The sequence below is a fragment of the Staphylococcus pasteuri genome (assembly GCF_030547725.1).
Lineage (GTDB): Bacteria > Bacillota > Bacilli > Staphylococcales > Staphylococcaceae > Staphylococcus > Staphylococcus pasteuri.
In genome coordinates this window covers 1-267 of the sequence record NZ_JAUOQO010000395.1, presented here as the reverse complement: position 1 = coordinate 267, position 267 = coordinate 1, and the positions used below count along the sequence as shown (strand labels likewise).

The 267-nt window shown below is 49.1% G+C and carries 1 protein-coding gene; it reads left to right on the top strand.

Annotated elements, in window-relative coordinates; all coding sequences use genetic code 11:
* Positions 1-267: FKBP-type peptidyl-prolyl cis-trans isomerase (locus tag Q4528_RS14135; protein WP_368506724.1), on the top strand; the 267-nt coding region annotated here is incomplete at both ends.

Below are 267 nucleotides of genomic sequence, written 5' to 3'. Positions count from 1 at the left end.
CGGCTATGGCGTGCGTGACGAGAATGCAGTCGAACGTATTTCAGTTAAGCATTTACAAGGTGCTAAAAACTGGAAAGCGGGTATGCCTGCAGTGGTACAAACCGAGCAAGGCCCACGCCAAGTTACAGTAGTAAAAGTGGGCAAGTTTATGGCGACTATCGATACTAACCACCCTTATGCCGGCAAACACTTAGACTTTGCCATTAAGCTTGTAGAAGTGCGTGCTGCAACAGAAGAAGAACTGGCACATGGCCATGCTCATGGCGC